Source organism: Aristaeella lactis (assembly GCF_018118585.1).
Lineage (GTDB): Bacteria > Bacillota > Clostridia > Christensenellales > Aristaeellaceae > Aristaeella > Aristaeella lactis.
The window spans coordinates 2,372,846-2,399,597 of the sequence record NZ_CP069421.1 but is presented as its reverse complement, the minus strand read 5'-3'; the positions used below and the strand labels follow the sequence as shown (position 1 = coordinate 2,399,597).

Genomic DNA, 26,752 nt, shown 5'->3' with positions numbered 1-26,752 from the left:
TCCACCCCACAGGTCACAGTACAGGTTCCCGCCTGATATCCGCTCCAAGGGAACGGAGCTTGTCTTCAATGTGTTCATAACCCCGGTCGATATAATGGGGTTCGTAGATTTCGGAGGTACCCCTGGCCATCAGCGCGGCCACGATCAGCGCGGCACCGGCCCGCAGGTCGGAAGCGGTCATCGGCGCGCCGTACAGTTCCGGTACGCCTTCGATGATGGCGGTCCGGTCCATCACGCGCACATGGGCGCCCATGCGGCGGATCTCATCCAGGTGGCGGAACCGCTGCTCAAAGATGGTTTCAGTCACCAGGCTGGTGCCCTTGGCTGTGGTCAGCAGCGCGCTCATGGGTTGCTGCAGGTCCGTGGGGAAGCCGGGATAAACCTGGGTTTTCACGTTGATCGCGCGGCGCGGGCCGACCACGTGAACCCGGATGGCGTCATCGCCGTCTGTCACTTTCACGCCCATTTCCAGCAGCTTTGCGCTCAGCGCGTCCATATGGGTGGGGATGCAGCCGTCGATAATGACGTCTCCGCCGGTCGCGGCGGCGGCGATCATCAGCGTGCCGGTTTCGATCTGGTCGGGAATGACGGCGTAGGTGCTGCCATGCAGGCGCTGTACCCCGCGGATCCGGATGATATCAGTACCGGCGCCTTTGATCTTTGCGCCCATACTGTTCAGGAAGTTCGCAAGGTCAACGATGTGCGGCTCTTTTGCCGCGTTATAGATGAAGGTCTGGCCTTTGGCCTTGACGGCGGCGAGCATAACGTTCACCGTCGCACCGACTGTAACCATATCAAAGAAAACGTCTCCGCCGGTCAGCGGGCCCTCGGCAGTCAGCATACCGCCGATCTCTTCGGCTTCCGCACCGATGGAACGGAAACCCTTCAGGTGCTGGTCTACCGGACGGGAACCGATCTCGCAGCCGCCGGGCGTGGGCACTTTGGCCTTGCCGTTGCGCCCCAGCAGGGCACCCAGCAGGTAATAGCTGGCCCGCAGGCGCTGGGCGTTGTGGTAGGAAACCTCTGTGCCGTCCGCGGGACGCGGATCCACACGCATGCAGCGGCCGGGTTCATAATCTACTTTTGCGCCAAGCTCAGTCAGGATATCCGCCAGGGCATGGACGTCTTCTATATCAGGAAGGTTTTCGATGGTGCAGGGTTCATCGCTCAGCAGGGTAGCAGGAATTACGGCCACGGCAGTGTTTTTACCGCCGCTGACCCGAACCTCTCCTTCCAGTGCGTGCCCGCCGGTGATCAGCATCCGCTCCTTGCCCATCCGGTCAATCCTCCCAAGACTTTACTGTTCAATTATTATACACGTTTCGTCGGAAGCTGACAAGATGACGCATGCGTTGATGAACTCCGCATTGTATGGTACAATATATACGTTATGGAAAAAACAGGAAATTGGGGAGGAATACTGCCATGAGAAGGCTTTTGGCGCTGCTGATCGCACTGGTACTGCTTCTGCCGGCCGGAAGTTCGCTGGCGGACAACGCGTATGTCCGGGGCGAACTGGTGATCTATTCTTCCATGTACCAGTTTGTTCTTGATATGCTGGATGAAGCGCTGCGAGAGGAATTCCCGAACCTGAAACCGGGAAACAACGGCAGCTTCTTTGTCTATGGCGGTACCAGCCGCCTGATCAACCAGATATACGGGGAGATGGAGGACGGCGTCCTCGGCTGCGATATGCTGCTGGTGGCGGAACCCGCCCTGAGCCTGGAACTGAAGGAAGCGGATTACCTTGAACCGGTACCGGTTCCGGACGCGGCCTCCCTGCTGCGCTTTCCCTATGATGAGGATGGCTGCTGGTATCCCGTCCGTGTCTGCAACATGGTGCTGGCATATAACCCGGAGCTGGAGCAGCAGTGGGCGGAGAAGGGGGTAACCATCCCGAAAACCTTCCAGGTGTTCGCGGCGGATCGCAGCCTGAAGGGCCTGATCGCCATGGGCGATCCCCTGAGCAGCGGTACCACTTTCGCGGCGGTTGCGTCCCTGACCCAGAGCAACCATTACGGCCGCCAGTACCTCAAAGGCCTTGCTTCCAACGAGGTGCAGGTGATCTCCGGCTCTGATTCCCTGGCGAAGATCCGCAGCGGCGAGATTGCTGCCGCCATGATCCTGGAGGAATCGGTGCTCAAAGCCCTGAAAGACGCGGAGGACGCAGGCGCGCCCCTGACGGATCTGGCCTGTATCTATCCGGATGACGGCGTGATCCTGATTCCATCCACGGTGATGACCGTATCGGATGCCCACAGCAAAAACGCCAACGCCGCGGCCTGCAAAGCCGTGGAACAGTGGTTCCTGAGCGAGAAGGCACAGAAGCTTATCCTGCAGGGCTATATGCATTCTGTTTTCCGGGAGATGGAGCAGGTTCCCTTCGGGTCCATTGACACGAACGAGCTGATCCGGAAGGATATGGGGGTCAACTGGGAAAACGTCTTCCACAGCCGGGAAGAAATTAACCTGGCCTGGATGGAAATCGTTGCCAACCACCAGGGCCGGTAACTGCTTATATATCCGGTTTTTGACCTCCTACCTCCAACTTCCTACCTTCTACCTCAGGCAAAAAATACCGTCTCAGTACGAACGCGGGTATTGTCTTTTTTCACAAGATGGAGTACACTTTCTTACAGACATGTGCCAGATATGGTGAATCCATCATTCGAAAGAAGGATTGTTTCATGCGGGAAAATGAGCCTCTGAACCAAACGGAGACCGAAAAAAAACCCCGGGAGACGGATCATCCCTGGGTGGATTTGCCTGTTGAGGACGACTCTCTGGGCGAATCAGTCCGCTATAGTCTGGATGAGATTCGTTACGCCTGATCTCAGGCTTCGGAATCCTCATCGTTGGTCTGCTTAATGCCGGTGACGGCACTCACTGCTGAGACCACGCAGATGATGACGGCGATGATCGCCACGAAAAGAACTACGCTGATTGCAACAATGGCTCCCGTTTCCATAACAATGCGCTCCTCATTTAAAGACTGACGAAATTATATCACGAACCGCTTCAGTGTACAACCCGAAGCGGTTCGCTGTATATTATCTGAAGTGATAAGACTTAATGAGGCAGGAAGAAAGTGTACACAGGAATTGGGGACAGTTGGTTTTTGCTGGAATAGATCTCTCCACGCGGCAGCATAGCTGCCTTGGTCGGGATGACAATGGGCGGCGAGTGGGCTGCCGCAGTAAATATAATTATGCATTATGCATTATGAATTATGCATTAGTTCTGATAGGGGGTATTGAGCATGACAAAATCGAAAGGGTTCCGCGTGACCTTTAATGCGCCGCTGGTGCTGGCGTTTGCGCTCCTGTGCACCCTGGTCACGATTCTTGACCAGCTGACCGGCAGGAAAAGCATATCCATGATCTTTTCCACCTACGCCTCCTCCTTTTCTGATCCGATGACTTATGTCCGCCTGTTCACTCATGTGCTGGGGCACGCGAGCTTCGCGCACCTGGTGAGCAACATGGCGTATATTCTGCTTCTGGGACCCATGCTGGAAGAAAAATACGGGGCGAAGAAGCTGCTGCTCGTGATTGCGGTGACCGCGGTGATTACAGCCCTGGTCCATAACGTGCTGTTTCCCAATACCAGGCTCCTGGGAGCCAGCGGTGTGGTCTTTGCCTTTATCCTGCTGACCTCCTTTACGGAGTTCCGGGAAGGGGAGATTCCGCTGACCACGATCCTGGTGGCCCTGATCTACCTGGGCCAGCAGATTTGGGATGGTATCACGGTCAAGGACAATGTGTCCAACCTGTCCCATATCGTCGGCGGCCTGGTGGGCGGCTGCGCCGGCTTCCTGCTGAACCGGCGGAAAAAAGAGGATGTCTTCTGATGAAAAATACGGCCTGTTATACAGGCCGTATTTTATTATGCCGCGTCAGCTTCCGCCGGTGCAGGGGAGAAGGCACAGACTTAATTGTTGTTTTGGATCTGGACCATGCTGATCGGGAATTCCACGGTCCAGTCATAATTCATCAATTCCCGGTAATTGGCGTATTGCTGGGTAAATTCTCCGAATATCCGGTAGCTTTCCATTTCTTCGGGAGAGAAGGGGAAGAAGTATTCATACCATATACCGCCATTGTTATCTTTCCATCCCATTTCCTTAACATGGAAGGGATAACTGTCAGGTTTTTCGTCCGGATATTCTTCTGTGGCGGGGTTATACATATTCAGAAATTGGATAACCCTCACAACTTCGAAGAAACCGGAATCCGGCGGCGTGTCAATAAGATACTGAGGATCATGAATCTGTATATGCAATACGCCGTCAACCCAGCCTGCTCCGGAAAGCTCCACTCCAAAGGCAACCGGAATCTTCAGATTGTTTTCGGGATTCAGGATGGGAGGATATTCTTCTCCGACGGGGGTATCAGATGATTCCACAATATAACCTGTATGGACTGGCGTCTTAACGGGAAGCGGAACAGTTTCCACAGGATAATCCAGGCCGGATATGAGCGGCATAAGATCAACGATGGATGTGCTGGGATTGGATATTCCATGGATGTTGATATATATCTTATTGTCAGACACGAAGTTGTCACCCGATACGGGTATATATTCCGTATGGCCGACATAGGTGGCCTGGTGCTTTTCAGGATCATATGAAATCAGTTCGGTCGAACTGCCGGCTTCTGAGACAATATCGCCTGACAGAGCACCTTCACATTCGGTATTCTCATTGATTCTCCGGCCGTCGCCTACCCGATCTGTGAGGGTGAAGGTAACGAGCATCTCATCATCGATCACGGAGGCTGAAAGCACATCCAGGCGGATACCGGCTTCCTCAAAACTAAGGTTTACCGGCCGCAGGGCCAGGGCGGCTTCAGGCCACCACTGATACAGCATCTGGTTGATATCTTCATTGAAAGCGGCCAGTGCCGTAGCCATGCCGAGAACCAGTACCAGGGCAAAGGCAATGACAACGGAGATCCGTCGCGGTGCCCGGCTGCGGGCGGGTTCAGCGTTCCGGATCCCGTTCCAGACCCGCAGGCGGTTCTGCTCCTTCCAGCTGACATCCGCCATGGAGCGGTCCAGCGATTCACTCAGTTTTTTATTCTTCATCAAAAAACCATCCTTTCAGCTCTTTCTGCAGCTGAGCCCGGGCTCTGGATATCCTTGTTCTGACTGTCGTGCCGGGGATGCGCAGGGCCCCGGCAATCTCATTCACGGACAAGCCCTGGTAGTAATACAGCACAACGGGCATACGGTATTTGACCGGCAGCGCGTTCACGGTTTTGTAAACCGTGTCATCGGGATATTCATCCGGCGTTCCTGTTTCATGAACGGATTCATCATCATAAAGGTTCTTACCCATATCCCGGTAGGCGCGGCTTTTCAGCATTGACCGGCAGACGTTTGCCGCGATGGCCAGCAGCCAGGCTTTCTCGCTTCCGTTTTCCTTCAGGCGGTCCATAAATCTCCAGGCGCGGATGAAGGTTTCCTGGGACGCGTCTTCCGCCAGGGTCCTGCTCTGCAGGAAAAGCAGACAGGTTCTCATCACCGGATCGCCGTAGGCGGACATCAACCGCTCCAGGGTGTTTTCGCGGTTTTCCGCCGGGGATCTTCTCATCCTTCATCAACTCCTTACACCTTATAATACTCAATAACCCCAAAAGATGTTTCATTCACGGGAAAAAAGTGTTTGAAACCGTTTTTACATGTTCACCGGAAGAGTTGAAGCTGACTGTCATACCGGGATTGCTGAATTTACAACAATGTTACATCCCCGTTACCCCCTTGTTTCACGTTTCATGCTATGATTTTGGCACAGGGTTGTAAAACAATCTGTGGAAAGGAAGATGTGAAATGAAGAAGATTCTGGCTTGTCTCATGACGTTGGTACTGTTATGTTCCTTCCTGTTTACCGCGTCCGCGGAATCAGGTGACCTGACTTTTGAGCTGCTGGAGGATGGCAGCGGATACATGATCACCAGCTGCGACAGCAAAACGCTGGCGGTGACCATTCCGGCCGCCTATGAAGGCCTGCCGGTGAAGGCGGTTGCGGACAGTGCCTTTACAGGCTGCAGGATGCTGCGGAAATTCGAAGTGGAAGAAGGAAACGAGTTCTTCTACGCGGAGGACGGCCTGCTTTACACGGATGCTCCGGTGAAAACGCTGGTCCGGTTTCCGAACTGTAAAGGTGAACGGGGATATGCCTATCAGCTGCCTGAAGGCACTGTAGCCATCGCACCCTGGGCTTTCTCCGGATGCACCAATCTGGAATTCCTCCATATTCCGGAAGGCGTGACCACGGTGGGCGATTGTGCTTTTGCGAACGTGGAAGCCCCGTTTAATATGAATATTTATTTCCCGGCCACCATTAAGAAGATTGGGGAGAACCTGCTGCAAAATCAAAAGGATAATGTTGTTTTTAATATAAAAGGCAACACTCCGGTTGTCGGATATGCCAGGAAGAACAAGATCCCTTATACATTGATCAAGGATAAAAAGCCTGTAAAGCAGACGGCACAGGTACATGAACCGGATCTCGCGGATGCCGGGGTGACGGAACTGCCGGATCCGGAGACCAGGGTGGAGTATCCCGTTCCGACAGCATATAAATTTATGGCTGATGTCTGCGCGGAGCATTATGACCTGGCCAAGTATCAGGCGGGGGATCCTTCCGAAGTCCTGATCCCGATGGCGAAAAGGTGGCCTATGCTGCTGCCGGACGAAGAAGGAAAAACAGTAAACGGCGACGCGCCGATCGAAGGCCTGTATGGTATTGGCTATACGGAGACGGAAACCATCCTGCGCGGTTATGACGCGGCGGGAAATATTACGGGAACCCGCAGGGTGAACGGTGATTTCGGCTTTGCGCTGCCCGGTGCTGTTTCAATGGGTGTTTCCGGTGGAAAAGGCACAGCTGTGAGCATTGTTCCCTATGAGCCGGTTTTTGTATCCGGTTCGGGAGTTATACCGGTTTCTCCGGAAGCTTTCCGGAAGGGATCCGGAGAGCCTGTGATCATTTACGCGCTGGAATTCGGCAGCGCCGATTATTCTCCTGAAATGCACGCTTCCCTGAATGTGCTTGGGTCCTGTATAACGGATACGTATGGAAAGCAGGAGGATACTTCCACCCATTACAGCACCCTGATCCTGAGTCTGCGGGATCCTTACCTGCAGGATAAGATGGATCAGTATACGCTGCATTTCCATGGCCTGGACAAAAAGTTTGAAAACGAGAAGATGATACTCTGGGTCAGTTCTGAATATGACAAGATCGAAAAAGACTTTGGAGACAAAATGTGGGGCCTGTATTCCAAAGTGGCGGAGATGATGGACGGTACCTATGTTCCGCAGGGCTCAGAGCTGAATAAAGTAAGTATTTTACTGAGCAGCAGTCATCCCAGTGTTACCAGTACAGACGGAGGGCTCTCCATTGTAATGCTCGACAGGAACAGCATTCCCTTCAGAAAGGGAGCGACGACAGACGCGCATGAATTTGTCCATGCGGTAGACTGGTCGTTCGGGATTATGCATAACGTGTTTATACCGCGGGCGTGGACGGAAGGCAGGGCAGAATGGATCGGAACCCAGGTCAGCAAGGCCATGAAGCTTTCTACCACCAATCCCTATCCGGCCAAGTATAACTGGTCTTTCCTGACGGAAGAGGATAAGGCGGATTTCTACCGGTATTACTTCGAAAACGGAAACAATGACGTTGTGTATCCCCTCGGATACTTCTTTATCAAGTATCTGTGCGAGACCTACGGAGAAGACGTGAACGCGAAGATCATGGACAACATTATCCATTCTGATATGAATCAGGATAATGCCATGGAAGTCTTCAAGGAGTGCGTGACATCCGTAACGGATCCGGACGTGTTCCAGAACTTTGTCCGGGATGTGATCGGATAATCCGGGCTCGCAATTCAAAAGGCGGTTTCAGAAATGAAACCGCCTTTTTCCAATTTAGGGTTCTTCTTCTGTTTCCTCGCGCCGTTTATTCCCCATATGTTTCCAGGAGCCGGAGATCAGGTATACCGTACCGATCAGGAAAGGCACCAGGCCGGACAGGGCGTTGCCGTACCAGAAGCCGCGGATGCCCATGCCGAGCGTTACGCCCAGCAGCAGGCTCAGGCCGATCCGGGTGAAGATGCCGTCCAGCAGCGCCACCGCCAGGTTTAGCCTGGAGTTGCCGGAACCGTTGATCAGGGCGAAGTTCGGCGGACGAAGGACGCAGCCGAGATACTGGATCATGGCGATGGGAATGTAGGTGATTGCCATGGCCAGCACGGCGGGATCCTGGGAGAAAAGGCCGAACAGCCATTCCGGCTTGAACAGCGTGATCACCGCGAAGACAGCGGCAGGAATTGCCACGATCCACATGGCGTGCCCAACGACCTTCGGCACCCGTTCCGTTTTGCCGGCGCCCAGGGCCTGGGATACCATGGCGCCGCCGGCGGAGGAGATGGCCTGGCTGACCACGCCGATCATGTTCTCCAGTTTCCGGGCAACGCCGGTAACCGCCACCGCGACGGTGCCGTAGGTATTGATATAGGAATTGACAAACAGCATGGAGAAGGTGATGGCGGCGCTCTGGATCACCATGGGGATACCAAGGCTCAGCAGCTGCCGGATCACATTCTTATAAATTCGGAAATGACGGAAATGGAAGTCGAAATGGATCTGCTCCCGGTTTTTGTAAAGGAGCCGCAGGGCGAACAGGAAGCTGACCGCCTGTCCGATAACCGTTGCCAGCGCGGCACCCTGGGGACCCATGCCCATGGGACCGACAAACAGGATATCCAGGATGACGTTCAGGACAGAGGCTATGGCGATGAAAATGAAGGGATGTTTGGAATCGCCCATGCCGCGCAGGATAGCGCTGACCAGGTTATAGCCGTAGATAAACACCACGCCGTATACGCAGGTAATGCAGTATTGCCGTGTATATTCCCAGATCTCTTCCGGTGTGTTCAGCCAGCGGATGATCCCCTGGTAGGTGAACAGGAAGACAACCATGATGATGACCGCCAGGCCTTCCAGCAGGGTAAACAGGGTGCCCACCATCTCGCCCACCAGGTCATGGCGCTTTGCGCCGACGTAGCGGGAGATCAGGATCTGCCCGGCGTTGGAAAAGCCCATGGCTACAAAGGTGATCAGCATCAGCACCTCACCGCCGATGGATACGGCGGAAAGACCGTTGGTGCCGACAAAGTTGCCGACAACGATCATGTCCACCATGTTGTAGACCATCTGCAGCAGGCCGGACAGGAAAAGGGGCATCGAAAACGTCAGCAGCGTTTTCGGCACGCTGCCCGTTGTCAGATCCCGGATCAGTGCGTTCTTCTTCTCCATCTCAATCCCCGTAAAACTTCATATTCAACATCTTTCATCATATCACATTTTCCGGGGAATGACAGGAGCCATTTCTTTATGAATCGGGGACAAAAATAATTAAGAATTAAGAATTCAGAATTCAGAATGTGCAGGAGGCCAAACTGCTTCGGTATCATCGGAATTGCTGACAGACAGAGCATATGCAGGTGTGAACCGGTTGCTCAGATATAAAGAACAGGACACTGATAAGAACTGTTTCAGTATATATAAATAATGAATTATGAATTGTGAATTATGAATTAAACAAATGCCGTTCGGCGCTGTTTTTGTGCTGTATTTGTTACAAACCCCTTGACACCTTATTTCCCGCGTGCTACACTTCAGGCAATTTCATACAAGGCTGTGACGAAGACGGAACAGCAGGAGGCCCCGCAGAGAGCCGGGTATGGTGTGAACCGGCGGGCTGAAGCTTCATCCCATCGCTTCCGAGCCGGAGATCCGAAAGGCGTTGCCCGGTAGGCGTCTCCCGTGACTGCTGCGTAAAGGCATAGGACATGATAGTGTCTGAAGTGGTGTGCAAAGGCGCACAATTTGAGTGGTACCGCGAGCCAACATGGCCCGTCTCAAAAGATGAGACGGGCCATTTATTTTTTCCCTATTATTCTGAATGGCGCATTGTTAAGAGAGGAGTGTTCCCGGATGACAACCCAGACCGATCTCAGTCAGCTCAGTGCAATAGCTTCCCGACTTCGCGAGATGCGGGAGATTATGGGCTGGACCCCTGAGGAAATGGCGGAAAAGACAGAGGTAACCCCTGCGGAATACCTTGATTATGAAGCCGGCCAGACCGATATGCCCTTCACCTTCATCTACAAGTCCGCCCAGGCCTTCAACATGGAGCTGACCGAGCTGCTGGAAGGCCACAATGCCTTCCTGTCCACCTATACGGTCACCCGCCGCGGCAAGGGCGAAACCACCGCGAAGGAAGAAGGCATTGCCATTTCGAACCTGGCTCCGAAATTCCGGGATAAGGTGGCTGAACCCTACTGGGTCCGCTACGAATATTCCGAAAAGCAGCAGAATGAGCCGATCCATACGACGACCCATAAGGGCCAGGAATTTGACCTGGTGCTTTCCGGCAGCCTGAAGGTTCAGGTCGGTGACCATACCGAGATCCTGGAGGAAGGCGACAGCATCTATTACAATTCCTCCCTGCCCCATGGCATGATCGCTGTGAACGGGAAGGACTGCGTTTTCCTGGCGATGATCCTTCCGGTCGAAGGACCGCAGGCCGGGACTGATTTTGCGGCAGTGCCGAAGGCCGCAAAGTATGAAGGCCATCTGGTTGCCGAGAAGTTCATCGACGCGAAGGAAGACGAGCAGGGAAGGCTTACTTCCATCAGTTTCCCGAACCGGGAAACCTTCAACTTCGGTTTTGATATCGTGGATGAGATCGCCCGGAAGTATCCGGACAAGATGGCCATGCTCTATGTGGACAAGCACCACGAGGAGCGCCGCTTCACCTTCAAGGACGTGAAGGATGCCTCCAACCAGTGTGCCAACTACTTCACCTCCCTGGGCATCAAAAAGGGCGACCGGGTCATGCTGGTGATGAAGCGGCATTATCAGTTCTGGTTCTCCATGGTGGCCCTGCACAAGCTGGGCGCTATCGCCATCCCGGCCACCAACCAGCTGAAGGAGCATGACTTTGAGTACCGCTTCAACGCCGCGGGTGTCAAGGCCCTGATCTGTACAGCGGACGGGGACACCGCGGAGATCGCCGAGCGGGCGGCCGCAAAGTGTCCCAGCGTGGAAACACTGATCATGGTCAACGGTTCCCGGGATGGCTGGCATGATATGAACGCGGAGTATCCGCTCTTCACCCGCCGTTACCGCCGTCCGGAGGACGCTTCCTGCGGCGATGACCCGGCCCTCATGTTCTTCACCTCCGGTACCACCGGAAACCCGAAGATGGCGCAGCACAGGCACACCTACGCCCTGGGCCACTATGTCACCGCGAAATACTGGCATTGCTGTGAGCGGGACGGCCTCCACTTCACCATTTCCGATACCGGTTGGGGTAAATCCCTCTGGGGCAAGCTCTACGGCCAGTGGCTGTGTGAAGGCGCGGTCTTTGTCTATGACTTTGACAAGTTCGATGCCGCGGACATCCTGCCCATGTTCAAGAAGTACAATATTACCACCTTCTGCGCGCCGCCTACCATGCTGCGGATGTTCATCAAGGTTGACCTGGCGAACTATGACCTCAGTTCCATTCACCACATGACCACTGCCGGTGAGGCCCTCAACCCCGAGGTGTACCGCCAGTTCGAAAAGGCCACAGGCCTGCAGATCATGGAAGGCTTCGGCCAGACGGAGACGACCCTGACCATCGGTAACCTGGCAGGAACCGTGCCGAAGGTTGGTTCCATGGGTAAGGCCAATCCGCAGTATGACGTGGATATCGTGGATCCGGACGGCAATCCCGTTGCCACCGGTGAAGTGGGCGAGATCGTCATCCACACGGACAAAAACGTTCCCTGCGGCCTCTACCGGGAGTATTACCTGGACGAGGAGAAGACGAAGGAAGCCTGGCACGACGGTATGTACCATACCGGCGACACGGCCTGGCGGGATGAGGACGGCTATTTCTGGTATGTCTCCCGGATCGATGACGTAATCAAATCTTCCGGCTACCGTATCGGGCCGTTTGAAATTGAGTCCGTTATTATGGAGCTTCCCTATGTGCTGGAGTGCGGCGTGTCCGCCGAACCGGATGAAGTCCGCGGCCAGATCGTCAAGGCTTCCATTGTCCTGACCAAGGGCACCGAGGGCACGGAGGAACTCAAGAAGGAGATCCAGCAGTACGTCAAGGAGCATACAGCGCCTTACAAGTATCCGCGGAAGATCGTCTTCCGGGACGAACTCCCCAAGACCATCTCCGGCAAGATCCAGCGGAACCTGCTGTAATATACCTGTTCAGAAAAAGACTGGCTCTCGAAAAATAGAGGGCCAGCTTTTTGGTGAATGCAAAATACAGCTGCGGCAGGATATATGCCGGGGATGACGCTGTGTGAATACAGGCGGGAGCTTATATAATTATGAATTATGAATTGAAGAAAAGGGGCCTGCCTCCTGTGATCCTTTCGGATCATTCTGAGGGAGCCCCTTTTCTTCGCTTTTTCAGCCGGCTTTGTTTACGAGGGTTGTCTGGGCAATGAACTCATCCATCGGCACGGGCTGGGAGAAATAGTAGCCCTGCAGGTAGTCGCAGTTGATTTCCTTCATGGCGCCGGCCATTTCTTCCGTTTCGATGCCTTCCGCCGTGATGCTCAGGTTCATCTTCTTGAAACCGTCCACCAGGGCAGGCAGCAGCACGTCCTTCTCCCGGCAGTAGCTCCAGACCACTTCCATGTCGATCTTGATGTTGGTGAAGGGGTACTGGCGCACGCGGGAAAGGTTGGAATAACCGCTGCCATAGTCGTCCAGGGAGAACTCAAATCCGTTCTTGTGCAGGCCTGTGATCTGGTCCCGCAGGAGCGAGAAGTCGATCATGCTCTGTTCTGTGATCTCCAGGTGGATCATCCGCTCGTCCACGCCGTATTCCTTCAGGATCTCGGCAAAACGGGAGGGAACATCCCGGCTCATGAACTGCACCGGGCTCAGGTTCACATTGATCCAGTGGATGCCGATGGACTCAATGTCGTTATCCCGGATGAACCGGCAGACCTTGGCCAGCACCTGTTCGCCCAGGCGGACAATGTAGCCTTCCTGTTCCGCCATGGAGATGAAAAGATCCGGACGGATCAGGTTGCCGTTGTCATCCCGGAGACGGACCAGTGCTTCCGCGGCGATCCGCTTGCCGGTGCGGCTGTCCATCAGGGGCTGCAGGAACACTTCCAGCGTATCGTTATCCAGCGCTTTTTCCAGGCAGCGGCGGATGTCCAGCTTCCGGTTGATCTCCTCGATGGAGTCCATCAGGGAGCGGCTGGCGTCCGGTTCTGCTACCCGGCTCAGTTCGTCCAGGGAAATCATCAGCGTGTTGACCAGCCGGTCGGAGGGACAGTTCAGCACGTCCATATCCGCTTCCACAAAGGAGATGCCCAGCCGCAGTTCGCCGGCGCCGGCTTTCCAGGATCCGGTGAAGCGTTCGGACAGTTTCTGCCGGATCTCTGACAGATCCGGATGGTTCTGGCCCACCATGGCGTAGGAACCGCCGCGCAGGTAGAAGCTGCTCAGGTGGGGGAAGGTTTCAGAAAGGTATTTGTTGATGCCGATCAGGGCGTCATCCATCTGCTTGCCGCCGAAGATCTCCCGGTGCTCGTTGTAGTTCTGGATGGTGAAGCCCAGCACCCGGCAGGACCGCTTCCGCTGCCAGCATTCGCCCAGCAGCGCGTGGAAGGCCGGGAGGTTATACACATGTCCCCGTTCGGACAGGTAAAGATCCGGATTCAGGAAGGAAATGAAGATGACCACGATCGCCATCAGGCAGAAGGTATTCATGACCAGGAAGGTCGGAAGCAGGAAACGCGCCAGGTTTCCGGCCAGCAGCACGGCCTGGATGGCCAGCAGGCTGATGATCTCATGTGCGCTCAGTTCCTTTATATGGCGCAGGATCCCGATGGTGGAAAAAGCGATATAGGAACAGCCGCAGGCATACAGGATCCAGAGGAAGGGCCCGGAATGGAAGCCTTCCTCAATCCGGAACAGCCAGTGGGTCCAGGGGGTGGACAGGGCCACCAGGACGCAGGGAATATAGACAATGGGGGCAAAGACCCGCAGTTTGGACCAGAGCAGTGTTTTCGCGTCCAGCACGCTGACGGTGAAGATGAAGAACATGTAGGAACGGATAAAGGTGAAGATATAATAAAGGACATTGATCACCCACAGCAGTTCGGGAGCATGCTCCGTCCAGGTTTCGTTTAGCCGGAAGGAAGCAACCTCCAGGATCTCTGTGCAGATGTCAATGACCAGAATGGCAAGGAAAGCCCGGTTCAGACGGATCGGCAGTCTCGGCCGGAAAAAGTAGTAACCCATGATGACCAGCAGGATCAGCATGCTGGGGAAAATGAAGCTGTAATTCATCCTTGGGGTTGGCACCATCTCCCGCAGGGGGAGTCCTTTCTTCATATAGGGTTCCAGGTACCCGGGGCCGTATCAGATTTTTGCGTGAGGTGCAAAATTACCTGAATTGACCGCACAAATATAACATAGGTTACATGTAATGTAAAGCATTTTTTCGATGTGTCGCTAAATTTCCTAAACCGGTTGAGTACTATATATTTACTTGCTTTGCGGTGAATTGCCAGAAAATGGAAAACAAGAGGTTTTTATCATTTTTTTTGAGTTTAATGTCCGGACAAATTTAATGTTTGCCAAGAAACCCGGAATCCCCTATAATATACGCTGTATCCCTTCGCGGCTAAGCGCCGGAGCCACTACACAGACCTCCAGGAAGGAGACTGAGCAATGCATCGACAGATGACGGAACAGGAAATCATCAGTTCATTCGATCAGGCCATCAAAGAGGGCCAGATCTATGTTGAATATCAGCCGAAGTATAATCATTCCACCGGCCGCCTGATCGGCGCGGAGGCGCTGATGCGCTGGAACCACCCGGAATTCGGGGAGCAGGTTCCGAATGATTTCATTCCGGTTCTGGAACAGTATGGCCTGATCCACCGGGCGGATCTCTATGTTTTTGAGGAGATCTGCCGTTTCCATAACAGCTGCCCCAACTATATGCTGCCGATTTCTTTCAATATTTCCCGCCACGACCTTTTCGGCCACGATTATGTGAACGAAGTGGAAGCGATCCGCAGGAAGTATGAGATCCCGGTACAGTATTTCCATGCCGAGATCACCGAGTCTTCCGCCATCGGCGGTTTTGATCTGATCTCCAACGCCGTGAAGCAGTTCCACGAAAAGGGTTACCTGGTGGAAATGGATGACTTCGGGAGCGGATATTCCTCTCTCAGCATCCTCAAAAATCTTCCTGTGGACTTCCTGAAGCTGGACCTGCGTTTCCTGGCCGGTGAAGGCCTGGGCGGCCGGGGCGGTATCATTGTGAACGCGGTGGTGCTGATGGCCCGCTGGCTGAACACACCGACCCTTGCCGAAGGGGTTGAGACGATCGAGCAGGCAGACTTCCTCAAGAGCATCGGCTGCAACTATGTACAGGGCTACCTGTATTCCAAGCCGCTCCCGAAGGAAGATTTCCTGATGCTTCTGCTGGCTCACGATATTGAACCGACCAAGCCCTCCCTGCTGCTGATCAAGGCCATGGAAGCGGAACGGTTCTGGGATCCGGATTCCCTGGAGACCCTGATCTTCAACAGCTACGTGGGAGCTGCCGCGGTGTTCTGCTATGAGAACGGTGATGTGAATGTCCTTCGCGTGAACACCAAGTATGTCAGCGAGATCGGCATGAACCAGACGGAACAGGAGATCCTGTCCGCACCTGCCTGGGAATCCTTCCCGCCGGAAAGCCGCGAAATCTACGAGCAGATGATCCACAGGGCGATCCAGAACGGGACAGAGGAAAGCTGTGAAACCTGGCGGACCTTCAATTCCAAAATCTGCGGAAAAACGGACATCTGTGTTCGCAGCAACATCCGCGTGATCGGCAAGTCCGGAGACCAGGCGATTATTTACGCGATTATCCAGAACGTCACCGAGGAGAAGCGGAGCTACCAGGCCCTGGAGGAAAGCGAGAGGATCTTCCGCCATGCCGGCGAGCATGCCGGCGTGTATGCCTGGGAATACAATATCGACACCCATGAAATGCATCCCTGCTTCCGCTGCATGCGGGACCTGGGGCTTCCGCCGGTCCTGAAGAACTATCCGGAACCGGTGATCGAGAGCGGCCTGTTCCCGCCGGAAGTCGCGGATATGTACCGCGACTGGCACCGGAAGCTGGAAGACGGTGTCGGCGAACTGGAAGCGGTCATCCCGCTGACGGCGGACCGCATTCCCTTCCGCGTGAGATATACCACGGAATATGATGAGAACGGCCATCCGCTGAAAGCTTACGGTTCCGCGACACCGGTGGAGAATCCGGAAAAATAAAACCATAAAGAGGACGGAGCGTCCTCTTTTTTTCTGCCCCCGGATCATCTGACGCCTCCCGGAAAAATAGAAGGCCTTATTTTTCGCTTCCGGTCCTGTTTTCCCGGCCGGGGTCATGCTATGCTTTCCTCACGGTGAATGAATTCACCGAATCAGACGGAAGGAGGGCATAAAGGATGTTCGGCATGAATAAAACCAGGAACGCGGGCCTGATCATCGGAGCTGCCGTGCTGGTTCTTCTGGCGGCAAGGGGTGCCCGGGGGCTGCTCTGGCATGTTGTCAGGATGGGCGGCAGTCTTTTCGTCCTGATCGGGATCGCGGCTGTGGTCTACGGATTCATCCGGAGGAACGGATGAAGGTAAAGCCGTAATACCGGAACCGGCTGAAATGCTGATATATCCGGCGTCGGGGATGATTCCCCGGCGCCGGTTTTATATTCCTGCTGAACCGGGACTGCCGGTGGAAAAGGAAAAGACAGGCCGGGGGAAGAAAAAGAAAAGGAAATCTTTTTCGGAAAAAGGGACTGCCTATGACAGAATATACAGTTCAGATCAATGGATTAAAAGTATCCGCCCGCTACAGCGAGCGGGCGGTCAATGAAATCTTTGTCCCGCTCCTGGAAAAACTGACAGCAATGCAGCGGGCCGCCGGACGGCGGATCCTTGTGCTGCTCGCTGCTCCGCCCGGAGCGGGAAAGAGCACGCTGGTGAGCTTCCTGGAGAAGCTTTCCCGGGAGCGGCCCGGGCTGTGTCCGGTGCAGGCTGTCGGCATGGACGGTTTCCACCGGCGGCAGGAATACCTGCTGACCCACAGCACTGTCCGGGACGGCATGGAGATACGGATGGTGGAGATCAAGGGAGCGCCGGTCACCTTTGACCTGGAGAAGCTGGCTTCCGCAATCCGGCAGGTCAGGAGCGGGGAAACCTGCGGATGGCCGGTTTATGACAGGCTGCTCCACAACCCGGTGGAGGATGCGATAACTGTAGACGGCGATATTGTTTTACTGGAAGGGAATTACCTGCTGCTGGATGAGGAGGGCTGGCGGGATCTTTCCGCAAACGCGGATTATACGGTTTCCGTCAGCGCCGGGGAAACGCTCCTGCGGAAGCGGCTGATTGAAAGGAAAATACTGACAGGCGTCGCGGAGGACGCGGCGGTCCGTTTTGTGGATTTCAGCGATATGCCCAATGTCCGGTTGTGCCTGGAGGAATCCAGGCCTGCCGACCTGCGCCTGCTGGTCGGGGAGGATGGGGATTACCGTATTATTTCGCCGCTTTCCGGCAGCTGACGGTAAAGGCGGCCAGTGCCGCCAGGCAGCCGGCACAGCACAGGCCCAGCGCCAGGGGCAGGGAAGCGTCCGCCGCACGGCCGATGCCCATATCCAGCAGGATGACAAGGCTGTCGGTGATGATGGCGTTCAGGCTCAGGGCGGTGGCCCGGTCCTTCACAACGACCATTTCGTTTTCCAGGGTGCCGGCCAGCGGACCGAACAGGGCGGAGAGCAGCGCGACCAGGACGATGAGCGCAATGGACAGGATGCCTGAAGTGGTGAAGACCAGAACTCCCATACAGAGGGCGGCAAGCAGGATCAGTCCCTTTCCGGTCCTGCGGGAACCGAAACGCTTTGTGACGCGGGTGGAGAGGGGACCGGCCAGTCCTGTGACGGAGACCGCGATGAAGGCGATACCGATCATTTTGTCGCTGAGGCCGCAGCGCAGGTATTGCAGCTGATTGAAATAAACGGTCACCTGGTGGACAACCTCAAAGAAGAATGCGCCGCACAGCACAAGCGCGATCATGCCCGGTGCCCGGAAGTGTTCCCGGGCCAGCGAACGGAAGCTGCGCTTCCTGTGCAGTTCCTCCTCCGGCCTGACTTCAGCCAGGAAGAAGGTCAGCACGGCCGCGATCCCATAGACAACCATGGTCCAGAAGGCGGCGGCGCGGTACTGCCCGCTGAGCATGACAGTATACAGCATGCCGGACAGGAGCAGGCCCGCTTCACCGGCGGCGCTGCACCAGCCCGCGTTGCGCTGGGCTTTTTCCGGCGGCGCGGAAAGCCAGAGCATGCTGGAGCTTACGCCGGACAGGCCGCTGATGACCACGGCCAGCAGCAGACGCTCTGCCAGGAAGCCGCCGAAGCTTCCGGTCTGCCAGAAGATGAACTTGGTAACAAGAAACAATACATTGCATACGATCATGGTTTTGCGGTATCCGATCCGGTCCGCCAGCCAGCCCCAGGGCACTTCCAGCAGCATGGACAGGGCCATGTTGGCGCTTTCAATGACCATGATCTCAAAAATACCCAGGCCCGCCTCCTGGCGGTACAGTGTGGCGACGGCCGCGTAAAACACCATGCCCTGCAGGAATTCGATCAGGCAAAGCAGGACAATATTCTTTTTTTGCATATGAAAAATACACCCTTTCTGATTGGAAAGCACAGCAAATAAACGTTTTTATCCGGCTGTTACTTCAATCAGGTGGGCGTACACATGGCTCAGGAATTTCCTTTCCTTTTTTTGTCAGTATACAGGGGATCATGGGATGTGTCAAGAAAAACAGGGATACGGGATACAGACGCAGAATACTATAAACAGGAGCCCTGCGGGAAGACGCCGCAGGCGCAGGGAGGATAAAATGGAATACAGCAGGATCGGAGACACCTGTGTGGTGCGGATGGATAAGGGCGAAAACATCATGGAAACGCTGAAGGCGCTTTGCGCAAAGGAGGATATCCGCCTGGCCCAGGTGGACGCGCTGGGGGCAGTGGATCACGCGGAGATCGGCGTGTTTGATCCGGAACAGCGGGCATACTGCCGGGAGGAACTGAACGAGTTCCTGGAGATCACCAGCCTGGCCGGAAGTGTTACGCGAATGGACGGGCAGGTATACCTGCACCTGCATACGACCCTGGCCGGGCAGGACCATACGGTCCACGGCGGCCATGTGATCGAAATGCGGGTCGGGCTGACCTGTGAGATGTTCGTTCGGGTATTACCGGGTGAACTGACCCGTCAGCCGGACGCGGAACTGGGGATCAACACCATCCGGTTCTGAGGCGGGCCGTATCCGGCTTGTGCGAAAAACGGAAAAATGGTATACTTTGCGGGAAGCGCGACAGTTTTACAGCATACCGGAACAGTATGAAGGAGGGACCGCCTGTGGCCTTTTCCCTGTTTCATAAAAAGAAGGCCGGGCAGCCTGTCCATATGGAGTATCACGGAACCCCTGTAATCCGCTGCAGTATCTGCACGGGGGAGCAGGTGGCCGGTTTCCGCAATCCGGACGGGCATGTTGAAGAGGTGATGCTGCTGCGTACCCCGGAAGACCTGGAACAGTTCCGGAAACGGTACGGCATTACCGGCGAAATAGAGAAGATATATTGATTATTCCCGGAAGAAGGTCTTCCGGAAAGATAAAGAAAAAGGAGGGGCTGAAGATGAGCGAACGGCTGTCAGACAAACTGGCAAAGGACTGGACCGACGAGATTCCGGACGAGGAAGAAGAAAGGCCTTCTCCGTATGAGAAGACCTACCGGGACGGAACCGCTGTGAATGAATGCTGGGACGCGGACCGGGAATGGCCGCCGCGGGAGGAAAAGACTTCCCGTGAAGATCTGTGATTTCATAGCAGCAAAGACGGGGCGCCTGTGAAAAGGCGTCCCGTCTTTTATTGTCAGGAAAACTTTTACTCCGCAGTGTTCCGGTTCTGCTTGCGGTACTGGCCGGGAGTGATCCCTGTCTGCTGCTTGAAGAAGCGAATGAAGGAGGACACGTTGGGCATGCCCACCTTTTCCCCGACAACTTGCACGGGTTCGTCAGTCTGTGACAGGAGCCGGCAGGCTTCTTTTTTGCGCCGGGACTGGACGTATTCCAGAACGCCCTGACCGGCGCAGCTCTTGAAGTAGTGGGACAGGTTGGAAGGCGTCAGGCTGAAACGGTCCGCCATGGCCTGCAGGGAGAAGATCTCATCAAAGCAGTTCTCCTCAATATAGGCTTTCATTTCCTGCAGGCGGTCATAGCCGCTGTCCGGTTGGAGGGTTTCCATGGAGGCGCAGGTTTCATCCACAAAGGTTTCCAGCTGACCCACCAGTTCCGGTACTGTGTCAAAGGAGAGCAGCTGTTCCAGCATCTCGGGCCGTACAGCCGGGGCGGGAGTTCCTTCCCGTCCGGTATAAAGGGTGCGGACAGTCATGTTGACCACGTCAAAGCAAACCATGCGGACAAAGTTGAATGAAACAGAATCTTTCTGCAGGCTGCCCAGCAGGCGGTGGAGAAGCCGGGAAACATTTTCCGTATCCCGCTGCAGCAGGTACCACTGCAGCTGCTCCAGCTGTTCCCGGGGATAGTCCTGCAGGGAGGAAACGGTCCCCGGATCCGCGGAATAGACCACCAGACATCCGCTGCCCCGCACCAGGCGGAACTGCAGCGCGCGGACTGCCTGGGAATAAGCTTCGCCGATATCCTGTGCGGAACAGGGCAGGCTGAGTCCGACTGAGACCGGAACGCCGCAGACGTCCTCCAGCCGGTCCTTCAGGCTGTAAAGGCTGTCTTCAATGCCGTCATCTTCCCCGGCACCGGGGAACAGGATGGCGAAGCAGCCTTCTCCGGGAAGGGAGGAGCAGAGCACCGCGTCCTGGTTGCCGAAGGAAAGGGAAGCCATAAAGACGTCCGCTTCCTCCCGCAGGACGGAAAGTCGGGTTTTGTCACAATCCAGCACAGCCATCCGGTACATTCCTGTATCGGAAAGGGACAGGCCGTTCCGGGAAAGCTCTTCTTTCAGGGCGGGAGTATATTCGCCGGACAGCAGCCGGTGCAGGCCGTTCTGCAGCAGTACGGACCGGCTTTCCTCCAGTGCCATGCGGCTGGACCGGCTTTCCTGGGCCAGGGCATCCAATACGGCTTCCACCTGGCGCATTTCATCCGCCGGACCGCCGCGGGACGCGCCGGGCTGCGGGTCGTGGCTGCTCAGGGCTTTTTCGGTCAGGCGTTTGAGGGGTTTGTAGTGCAGGTTGGAAAGGAAATAGACTGCCGTGGCACCAATGACGGACACGGCGATCAGCAAAAGGATCATCAGCTGGCGCATGTGCTGCATTGGCGCTTCGATGACCCGGGAGGGGATCAGTACGGTATAGTCCCAGCCGGCCACAGAGGAATGGGCGGAGGAAAGCAGGTACTTCTCCCCGCTGAGGGAAACAGTGTCACCGGCGGCAGGCGTTCCCGCCTGCAGGTATTCCTCCCGGGTGACCGGGCCGATGCCCAGCAGCAGGGTGCCCTCCGGATCGGTGATCTGGATGCTTCCACCGTATTCTTCCGTAATGCTGCTGACGCTGCTGCGGATGCGGGAGGAGGGGATCAGGTAGGCGGTGCGGAGCTTCGGTGTCCTGACGCCGCCGGAGGCGGAGATAAACAGCGTGATATATTCCGTTTCCTGTCCGCCGTACTGTCGTACTGTATCCGCGGGCCAGGTAAAGATGTTCTCCGGCCGGTCCACAGCGGCGTAGAAATCCTCCAGGGTATGGCTGGCGTAAACCAGCTGGCTGGTGAAGAGCTTTTCAGGACTGATGCGGGAGGACGAGGTAAAGCAGTAATCCGTACCGGAACGGTAGGTGACCAGGTGATCCGGCAGGGAGGAAACGGAATGAAGGACGCCTAAGGTCTCCACCGCTTTGCGGGCCGCGACCACGTCGCCTTCGTTGGTACGGAGGTTGACCACGGAGTTGTTCTGGATCATATAGGAGATGTTGACTAGCTGTTCCAGCTGGGTATCCAGGTTTTCCTGCATCTGGCCCAGCAGGCGGGAACTGCTTTCGGCAATTTCATGGCTGTAACGGTCAAAAAGAAAGGAATTGAACAGCGTAAAAAGCACGGCAACCGGCAAAAAGAGCACCAGCGCGTAGGACAGGATATAGCGATAAAAGGTTTTGCTCTTGCTTTTCATCGGAACCGCTGCCTTTTTTTCGCCGGAAGGGGATTCTTCCGGCTTCTGTTTATTTCAGAACGTACTCTGATTGGGGTATTATATCATTTTGCCGTCTCCGGGGACAATGGCGGGAAAGGGAAACGGACGATGAATTGGCAAAATTGATGATTCAAAAAATGCATACTTGCGCACGAAAAAAAGTGGATTTTCAATAAATGAATATCCATTCAAAAACTGAAGATTGACTATCTGGCACAAAACACATACGATTTTGACATCAAAAGGAGCACGGGTTCCGAAAACAGTTTTCATAAAAAAGCGAAAGGCGCGGTGGAAGCGGAATGACAACGCTGGCGAAAGACCCGGGCAGGGATCTGCGGCTGACCAGGGGACAGAGAAGGATAAAAAAGATTCTTTGCAACTGGCAGCTTTATCTTTTCCTGCTGCCTGCCCTGGCATATTTTATCGTCATGCGTTACATCCCGATGTTTGGACTGCAGATTGCCTTCAGAAGATATAAGGCCAGCGAAGGGATCTGGGGCAGTGCCTGGGTCGGAATGAAATATTTTGACCAGTTTTTCCGCGGCCCCAATTTTGTCCGGCTGCTGACGAATACCCTGATGATCAGTGTGGGAAGTCTGCTGCTCTCTTTCCCGGTACCAATCATTCTGGCATTGCTGCTGAACCAGATGCCGTCAAAGAAATATAAGAAGCTGGTGCAGACAACCATCTATGCGCCGCACTTCATTTCCACGGTAGTGCTGGTGGGCATGATTTTCCTGTTCTTTTCCCCGCGGAACGGTATTGTCAATCACCTGATCGCGGCTTTGGGCGGGGAACGCATTCACTTTACAGGCGAACCTTCCTGGTTCCGGCCCCTGTATATCGGTTCGGAAATCTGGCAGAATGCCGGCTGGGGCAGCATCATCTACCTGGCGGCGCTGTCCGGGATTAATCCGGAACTGCATGAGGCGGCCATCATGGACGGAGCCAACAAGTACCAGCGGGTCTGGCATATTGACCTGCCCGGCATTCTCCCCACAGTGGTGATCATGTTCATTCTCAGCGCCGGTAAAGTGATGACAGTCGGTTTTGACAAGGCTTACCTGATGCAGACATCCCTGAATAAATCCACAGCGGAAATCATTTCGGTTCATGTTTACCAGAGAGGCTTGCTGGAAAACCAGCCCAGCTATTCCACGGCTGTAGGTATGTTTGAATCCGTTGTGAATCTTGTGCTGATCACTACCGTGAACTTTATTTCCAAGAAAGTATCCGATTCTTCGCTCTTCTGAGCGTATTCCGGCAGAAAGGAGGGGGCACGTATGCTGCATACAGAACTGGCGGTAAAAAACGAACGCCGGGCAAAAATCAGCGAAACCAGGGCGGACCGGGTGTTCGACATCATGAACTATGTGATCCTGACGATCTGCCTGCTGGTGGTGGCCTATCCACTGTACTTCATCGTGATCGCTTCCATTTCGGATCCGGTGGATGTCAATGCCGGTAAGGTGTTTCTGTATCCGGTTAAAGTGACCCTGGACGGATACAGGCGTATCCTGGACTATGAATCTTTCTTTACCGGTTACCGGAATACGATCATGTATACCGTGGTGGGTACGATAGTGAATATGGTCCTGACGGTTCCGGCGGCTTATGCCCTGTCCCGGAAGGACCTGGTTGGCCGGAATTTCTTCATGATGCTGATCACCTTTACCATGATCTTCTCCGGCGGCCTGATCCCCACATACCTGCTGGTGCGTGACCTGAACATGCTGGATACGATATGGGCGCTGATCATTCCTGTGGCGGTGAGTTCCTGGAACCTGATCGTTGCCCGGACTTTCTTCCAGCAGACCATTCCGGATGACCTGCTGGAGGCAGCCCAGCTGGACGGAGCAACCAATGTACAGTTTTTTGCCCGGATCGTGATGCCGCTGTCCATGCCTATTATCGCTGTACTGATCCTTTTTTACGCGGTGAACCACTGGAACAGCTATTCCAACGCACTGTACTACCTGCGGACAACCGGTAAGTATCCGCTGCAGCTGGTGCTGCGGAGCATCCTGTTTGAGAATTCCATGAATGATATGGTGGACGACGCGGCGAACCTGGCGGCCCAGATGCGGCTGGGTGACCTTATCAAATACGGCGTGATCATCGCCAGTTCCCTCCCGCTGCTGATCCTGTATCCCTTCCTGCAGAGGTATTTCATTCAGGGGGTAATGATAGGCGCAGTGAAAGGTTAAGCCTTTCACAAAGCCTATCATTTGATCGGGGAGCGAGGGAAGCGGTGTCACAGTGGGTCATTTGTCGAAGACAAAAGCGATCCGAACGAGTCAATCGAAACGAGCAGTGCGACCGCTCCAAGGGAGCAATGCGACGATTGAGATTGCGGGGCAGTAAAAGGCTGAAAGCCATTCACTGCGACGATTGAGGTTGCGGGGCAGTGAAAGGTTAAGCCTTTCACAAAGCCTATCATTAACTGAAAACTCTTCACTCTTCACTGGAAACTCATCGCTGGCGTCCCGGATTTTTCAGATTTCTCCGCGCGGCCTGCGGCCTTGGTCGAAATGACACAAGGGGAAGCTTTTCACTCTTCACTTTTCACTGGAAACTCTTCACTCTTTACTGTCGTCCCGGCTTTTCAGATTTCTCCGCGCGGCCTGCGGCCTTGGTCGAAATGACATATGGGGAGCTTCTTCACTCCAAACTCCTCACTGTTAACTCTCATGCGGTATGACCAATAATTCTGAATTCTGAATTCTTAATTCTGAATTGGCTTTAAGGGCTGTCTGCCCTGCAATAAATCATTTTTTCAAGGAGGAGAGACACATGAAACGGTTCCTGGCAATCATCCTGGCCCTGGCCCTGATGCTGTCCTGCGCGGCAGCGCTGGCTGAAGGCTACCCCCTGGTGGATTCCCCTGCGGAATTCAACCTGATCATCCGTATCCGGCCGCTGCACGGCAATCCGGATGAAATGGTGTTCTTCAAGAACCTGGAGGAACTGACCGGCGTACATATCAACTGGGAACAGATCCAGCAGGCGGAATACGATGAGAAGAAAAACCTGCTGCTGGCTGCCAACAAGGACCTGCCGGATGGATTCTTCGGCAAGTTCTCCCTGAGCTCTTCCGACCTGGTTGTTTATGGCTCCCAGGGCATCCTGATCCCGCTGAATGACCTGATCGAGGAGTATGCTCCCAACCTGAAGGCGCTGCTGGAGCGCCGCCCGGACATCAAGTCCATGATCACCGCTCCCGACGGCAACATCTACTCCACCCCCTATGTGCAGGAAGGTGAAGATGGCACCATCGCTTCCAACATCATGATCAACAAGACCTGGCTGGAGCGCCTGGGCCTGGAAAAACCCACCACCCTCGAGGAACTCGAAACTGTACTGACCGCTTTCAAAGAGCAGGATGCCAACGGCAACGGAGATCCTAATGATGAGATCCCCATGACCTTCAAGTTCCTGGGATCCCAGCGCGACATCGGCGGCTTCTTCGGCGCGTTCGGCTATGCCGACACCCTGGCCGCGGGCAACACTCATATCGTTGTGGGTGAAGACGGCAAACTGGTTTTCGTTCCGGCTACCGAAGGCTACAAGGAAGGCTGCAAATACCTGTATGAGCACTTCTTTGCCAAGGGCCTGATCGATCAGGAAGGCTTTACCATGGACAAGAAGACCTACAACTCCCAGAACCAGGGTGAGATCGCCAACATCGGCGTGTTCATGTGCTGGAACAGCTTCGATCTGGGCACCGTCCATGAGGATGAGTATGAACCCATGAGCCCCCTCCTCGGACCGAACGGCACCACATCCTGGGGCACCTCTCCCGACTCCACCATGGCGGCCACCGGTTTCTCCATCACCAACGTCTGTAAGGATCCTGCCCTGCTGATGCGGTGGGTGGACACCTTCTATGATCCGATCCAGTCCATGCAGTGCGACCTGGGCCCCATCGGTATCAACATCAAGGACAACGGCGACGGCACCTATGACTATATCGATACCCCCGAAGGCATGAGCTATGACGAGTTCCGCTATAAGGAAGCCTTCGCGTCCGACGGCCCGATCGCGCTGACCAGCGACTTCTTCGGCAGCAAGATCCCGCGTTCCGCCGGTCACCAGGCGAAGTTCGACCGCAACGAGAACTACTACCGCAAGTATGCCACCAGCGTTTACCTGCCCAGCATGATCCTCAGCGAAGAGGATACTGATGACCTGAACCTGATCAAGACCGACATCATCAACTACGCCGAGGAAATGCGCGCCAAGTGGCTGTCCAGCGGCGGTGTTGAAGAGGAATGGGACGATTATATCGCCCGCCTGAACAGCATGGGCCTTGAGCAGTACATGGAAATCTATCAGCGGAACTACACCGCGACCCACTCCAACTGATGTTCCGGCGACCGGCTGACCACCGGTCCTTGGTAACCTCCTTTCTCCC

22 protein-coding genes are annotated in these 26,752 nt (G+C 55.0%); 14 read left to right on the top strand and 8 right to left on the bottom strand.

The annotated features are described in order from the left end of the window. Positions 1–13: 13 nt before the first annotated feature. Entirely contained in the window at positions 14–1,276 is a 1,263-nt protein-coding gene (gene murA / locus JYE50_RS11180; protein ID WP_084097248.1) for a UDP-N-acetylglucosamine 1-carboxyvinyltransferase, read from the bottom strand. Positions 1,277–1,425: 149 nt separating this feature from the next. Here murA and JYE50_RS11175 point away from each other — a divergent pair, with 149 nt between their 5' ends. Both JYE50_RS11175 and JYE50_RS11170 read left to right on the top strand, forming a co-directional pair. Then, the gene (locus tag JYE50_RS11175; protein WP_179138449.1) at positions 1,426–2,511 is read left to right on the top strand and encodes an extracellular solute-binding protein; all 1,086 of its coding nucleotides are present in this window, start codon (positions 1,426–1,428) and stop codon (positions 2,509–2,511) included. A gap of 176 nt (positions 2,512–2,687) precedes the next feature. Beyond that, entirely contained in the window at positions 2,688–2,831 is a 144-nt protein-coding gene (locus JYE50_RS11170; protein ID WP_179138448.1) for a hypothetical protein, read from the top strand. A 2-nt stretch (positions 2,832–2,833) separates the two neighbouring features. Here the strand turns inward: JYE50_RS11170 and JYE50_RS11165 are convergent, their stop codons facing one another. Continuing rightward, on the bottom strand, positions 2,834–2,968 hold the full coding sequence (locus JYE50_RS11165; RefSeq protein ID WP_283399255.1) for a hypothetical protein: 135 nt from the start codon (positions 2,966–2,968) through the stop codon (positions 2,834–2,836). Positions 2,969–3,259: 291 nt separating this feature from the next. On the opposite strand from JYE50_RS11165, the gene JYE50_RS11160 reads away from it, so the two are divergent. Beyond that, on the top strand, positions 3,260–3,850 hold the full coding sequence (locus tag JYE50_RS11160; RefSeq protein ID WP_084097244.1) for a rhomboid family intramembrane serine protease: 591 nt from the start codon (positions 3,260–3,262) through the stop codon (positions 3,848–3,850). A gap of 80 nt (positions 3,851–3,930) precedes the next feature. Here the strand turns inward: JYE50_RS11160 and JYE50_RS11155 are convergent, their stop codons facing one another. Together JYE50_RS11155 and JYE50_RS11150 are read right to left on the bottom strand one after the other, a co-directional pair. Next, complete coding sequence (locus JYE50_RS11155) at positions 3,931–5,085, bottom strand: hypothetical protein (protein ID WP_084097242.1); 1,155 nt, start codon at positions 5,083–5,085, stop codon at positions 3,931–3,933. Next, positions 5,075–5,593, bottom strand: a complete 519-nt coding sequence (locus tag JYE50_RS11150; RefSeq protein ID WP_084097240.1) for an RNA polymerase sigma factor — start codon at positions 5,591–5,593, stop codon at positions 5,075–5,077. The genes JYE50_RS11155 and JYE50_RS11150 overlap by 11 nt, the downstream gene beginning before the upstream one ends. A 236-nt stretch (positions 5,594–5,829) precedes the next feature. On the opposite strand from JYE50_RS11150, the gene JYE50_RS11145 reads away from it, so the two are divergent. Next, positions 5,830–7,884, top strand: coding sequence for a leucine-rich repeat protein (locus JYE50_RS11145; RefSeq protein WP_084097238.1), 2,055 nt, complete (start codon positions 5,830–5,832; stop codon positions 7,882–7,884). Between the two features lie 54 nt (positions 7,885–7,938). Here the strand turns inward: JYE50_RS11145 and JYE50_RS11140 are convergent, their stop codons facing one another. Next, a complete protein-coding gene (locus JYE50_RS11140) occupies positions 7,939–9,327 on the bottom strand; it encodes an MATE family efflux transporter (protein ID WP_084097236.1) in 1,389 nt (462 codons plus the stop codon). Between the two features lie 681 nt (positions 9,328–10,008). On the opposite strand from JYE50_RS11140, the gene JYE50_RS11135 reads away from it, so the two are divergent. Continuing rightward, positions 10,009–12,279: an AMP-binding protein gene (locus tag JYE50_RS11135; protein WP_084097234.1), complete on the top strand. Its 2,271-nt coding sequence runs from the start codon at positions 10,009–10,011 to the stop codon at positions 12,277–12,279. Between the two features lie 213 nt (positions 12,280–12,492). On the opposite strand, the gene JYE50_RS11130 is transcribed toward JYE50_RS11135, so the two are convergent. Next, the gene (locus tag JYE50_RS11130; RefSeq protein ID WP_084097232.1) at positions 12,493–14,439 is read right to left on the bottom strand and encodes an EAL domain-containing protein; all 1,947 of its coding nucleotides are present in this window, start codon (positions 14,437–14,439) and stop codon (positions 12,493–12,495) included. A 339-nt stretch (positions 14,440–14,778) separates the two neighbouring features. On the opposite strand from JYE50_RS11130, the gene JYE50_RS11125 reads away from it, so the two are divergent. The 3 genes from JYE50_RS11125 to JYE50_RS11115 all read left to right on the top strand — a co-directional run bounded on the left by JYE50_RS11125 (position 14,779) and on the right by JYE50_RS11115 (position 17,665). Continuing rightward, a complete protein-coding gene (locus JYE50_RS11125) occupies positions 14,779–16,377 on the top strand; it encodes a sensor domain-containing phosphodiesterase (protein ID WP_084097230.1) in 1,599 nt (532 codons plus the stop codon). A 185-nt stretch (positions 16,378–16,562) separates the two neighbouring features. Further along, positions 16,563–16,733, top strand: coding sequence for a hypothetical protein (locus tag JYE50_RS11120; RefSeq protein WP_179138447.1), 171 nt, complete (start codon positions 16,563–16,565; stop codon positions 16,731–16,733). A gap of 173 nt (positions 16,734–16,906) precedes the next feature. After that, positions 16,907–17,665 (top strand): nucleoside/nucleotide kinase family protein, encoded by a 759-nt coding sequence (locus JYE50_RS11115; RefSeq protein WP_084097226.1) that lies wholly within the window; start codon positions 16,907–16,909, stop codon positions 17,663–17,665. Here JYE50_RS11115 and JYE50_RS11110 read toward each other — a convergent pair. Next, positions 17,640–18,782 (bottom strand): MFS transporter, encoded by a 1,143-nt coding sequence (locus JYE50_RS11110; protein ID WP_084097224.1) that lies wholly within the window; start codon positions 18,780–18,782, stop codon positions 17,640–17,642. The genes JYE50_RS11115 and JYE50_RS11110 overlap by 26 nt on opposite strands. Before the next feature lie 229 nt (positions 18,783–19,011). Here JYE50_RS11110 and JYE50_RS11105 point away from each other — a divergent pair, with 229 nt between their 5' ends. The 3 genes from JYE50_RS11105 (at position 19,012) to JYE50_RS11095 (ending at position 19,996) form a co-directional block, all read left to right on the top strand. Continuing rightward, a complete protein-coding gene (locus JYE50_RS11105) occupies positions 19,012–19,431 on the top strand; it encodes a PPC domain-containing DNA-binding protein (RefSeq protein ID WP_179138446.1) in 420 nt (139 codons plus the stop codon). A gap of 104 nt (positions 19,432–19,535) precedes the next feature. Further along, on the top strand, positions 19,536–19,760 hold the full coding sequence (locus JYE50_RS11100; protein WP_436197991.1) for an aspartate dehydrogenase: 225 nt from the start codon (positions 19,536–19,538) through the stop codon (positions 19,758–19,760). A gap of 53 nt (positions 19,761–19,813) precedes the next feature. Then, entirely contained in the window at positions 19,814–19,996 is a 183-nt protein-coding gene (locus JYE50_RS11095) for a hypothetical protein (RefSeq protein WP_084097218.1), read from the top strand. Positions 19,997–20,061: 65 nt separating this feature from the next. Here JYE50_RS11095 and JYE50_RS11090 read toward each other — a convergent pair whose 3' ends face one another. Beyond that, complete coding sequence (locus JYE50_RS11090) at positions 20,062–22,314, bottom strand: helix-turn-helix domain-containing protein (RefSeq protein WP_084097216.1); 2,253 nt, start codon at positions 22,312–22,314, stop codon at positions 20,062–20,064. A 323-nt stretch (positions 22,315–22,637) separates the two neighbouring features. Between JYE50_RS11090 and JYE50_RS11085 the strand changes: the two genes are divergently transcribed. The 3 genes from JYE50_RS11085 (at position 22,638) to JYE50_RS11075 (ending at position 26,703) form a co-directional block, all read left to right on the top strand. Further along, complete coding sequence (locus JYE50_RS11085; RefSeq protein WP_084097214.1) at positions 22,638–23,591, top strand: ABC transporter permease; 954 nt, start codon at positions 22,638–22,640, stop codon at positions 23,589–23,591. 30 nt (positions 23,592–23,621) lie between these two features. After that, a complete protein-coding gene (locus tag JYE50_RS11080) occupies positions 23,622–24,545 on the top strand; it encodes a carbohydrate ABC transporter permease (protein WP_084097212.1) in 924 nt (307 codons plus the stop codon). A gap of 586 nt (positions 24,546–25,131) precedes the next feature. Then, the gene (locus JYE50_RS11075; protein ID WP_084097210.1) at positions 25,132–26,703 is read left to right on the top strand and encodes an extracellular solute-binding protein; all 1,572 of its coding nucleotides are present in this window, start codon (positions 25,132–25,134) and stop codon (positions 26,701–26,703) included. Positions 26,704–26,752 lie beyond the last annotated feature (49 nt).

Bases quoted from the DNA above. Each gene is read 5' to 3' on its own strand.
- JYE50_RS11135 (WP_084097234.1), top strand. From the start codon at position 10,009: ATGACAACCCAGACCGATCTCAGTCAGCTCAGTGCAATAGCTTCCCGA.
- JYE50_RS11115 (WP_084097226.1), top strand. From the start codon at position 16,907: ATGACAGAATATACAGTTCAGATCAATGGATTAAAAGTATCCGCCCGC.
- JYE50_RS11155 (WP_084097242.1), bottom strand. From the start codon at position 5,085: ATGAAGAATAAAAAACTGAGTGAATCGCTGGACCGCTCCATGGCGGAT.
- JYE50_RS11110 (WP_084097224.1), bottom strand. From the start codon at position 18,782: ATGCAAAAAAAGAATATTGTCCTGCTTTGCCTGATCGAATTCCTGCAG.
- JYE50_RS11120 (WP_179138447.1), top strand. From the start codon at position 16,563: ATGAATAAAACCAGGAACGCGGGCCTGATCATCGGAGCTGCCGTGCTG.
- JYE50_RS11175 (WP_179138449.1), top strand. From the start codon at position 1,426: ATGAGAAGGCTTTTGGCGCTGCTGATCGCACTGGTACTGCTTCTGCCG.
- JYE50_RS11095 (WP_084097218.1), top strand. From the start codon at position 19,814: ATGAGCGAACGGCTGTCAGACAAACTGGCAAAGGACTGGACCGACGAG.
- JYE50_RS11085 (WP_084097214.1), top strand. From the start codon at position 22,638: ATGACAACGCTGGCGAAAGACCCGGGCAGGGATCTGCGGCTGACCAGG.
- JYE50_RS11080 (WP_084097212.1), top strand. From the start codon at position 23,622: ATGCTGCATACAGAACTGGCGGTAAAAAACGAACGCCGGGCAAAAATC.
- JYE50_RS11105 (WP_179138446.1), top strand. From the start codon at position 19,012: ATGGAATACAGCAGGATCGGAGACACCTGTGTGGTGCGGATGGATAAG.
- JYE50_RS11165 (WP_283399255.1), bottom strand. From the start codon at position 2,968: ATGGAAACGGGAGCCATTGTTGCAATCAGCGTAGTTCTTTTCGTGGCG.
- JYE50_RS11160 (WP_084097244.1), top strand. From the start codon at position 3,260: ATGACAAAATCGAAAGGGTTCCGCGTGACCTTTAATGCGCCGCTGGTG.
- JYE50_RS11125 (WP_084097230.1), top strand. From the start codon at position 14,779: ATGCATCGACAGATGACGGAACAGGAAATCATCAGTTCATTCGATCAG.
- JYE50_RS11075 (WP_084097210.1), top strand. From the start codon at position 25,132: ATGAAACGGTTCCTGGCAATCATCCTGGCCCTGGCCCTGATGCTGTCC.
- JYE50_RS11140 (WP_084097236.1), bottom strand. From the start codon at position 9,327: ATGGAGAAGAAGAACGCACTGATCCGGGATCTGACAACGGGCAGCGTG.
- JYE50_RS11150 (WP_084097240.1), bottom strand. From the start codon at position 5,593: ATGAGAAGATCCCCGGCGGAAAACCGCGAAAACACCCTGGAGCGGTTG.
- JYE50_RS11130 (WP_084097232.1), bottom strand. From the start codon at position 14,439: ATGAAGAAAGGACTCCCCCTGCGGGAGATGGTGCCAACCCCAAGGATG.
- JYE50_RS11090 (WP_084097216.1), bottom strand. From the start codon at position 22,314: ATGAAAAGCAAGAGCAAAACCTTTTATCGCTATATCCTGTCCTACGCG.
- JYE50_RS11145 (WP_084097238.1), top strand. From the start codon at position 5,830: ATGAAGAAGATTCTGGCTTGTCTCATGACGTTGGTACTGTTATGTTCC.
- JYE50_RS11170 (WP_179138448.1), top strand. From the start codon at position 2,688: ATGCGGGAAAATGAGCCTCTGAACCAAACGGAGACCGAAAAAAAACCC.
- murA (WP_084097248.1), bottom strand. From the start codon at position 1,276: ATGGGCAAGGAGCGGATGCTGATCACCGGCGGGCACGCACTGGAAGGA.